Origin of the sequence: Paracoccus bogoriensis (assembly GCF_019431455.1) — a bacterium.
GTDB classification, from domain to species: domain Bacteria; phylum Pseudomonadota; class Alphaproteobacteria; order Rhodobacterales; family Rhodobacteraceae; genus Paracoccus; species Paracoccus bogoriensis.
Genome location: NZ_JAHYSR010000089.1, coordinates 1 through 234, shown reverse-complemented (window position 1 = coordinate 234; position 234 = coordinate 1). Strand labels below are relative to the sequence as shown.

General features: G+C 58.5%; 1 protein-coding gene. It reads right to left on the bottom strand.

Features of this window, described 5'->3' with window-relative positions:
- Positions 1-234 (bottom strand): integrase core domain-containing protein (locus KY389_RS15595; protein ID WP_246588181.1); only part of this gene is annotated, 234 nt, incomplete at both ends.

Below are 234 nucleotides of genomic sequence, written 5' to 3'. Positions count from 1 at the left end.
TGAAGCTTTCGATGAAGGCGTTCTGCTGCGGCTTGCCGGGGTCGATGTAATGCCACTGGGCGCCGTTGTCCTTGGCCGACTTCAGGACGGCCTTGCTGGTGAATTCGGTGCCCCTCGCCAGTGGGCTCGAACCATGTATTGATGGCTCCCGCAGGGCAAGGGTTTTTCGGTTGATGCTGGTGTAATATCGGTTGCGGCCATGTATACGGCGTCTGGATTGCAGCACGTTGGCTG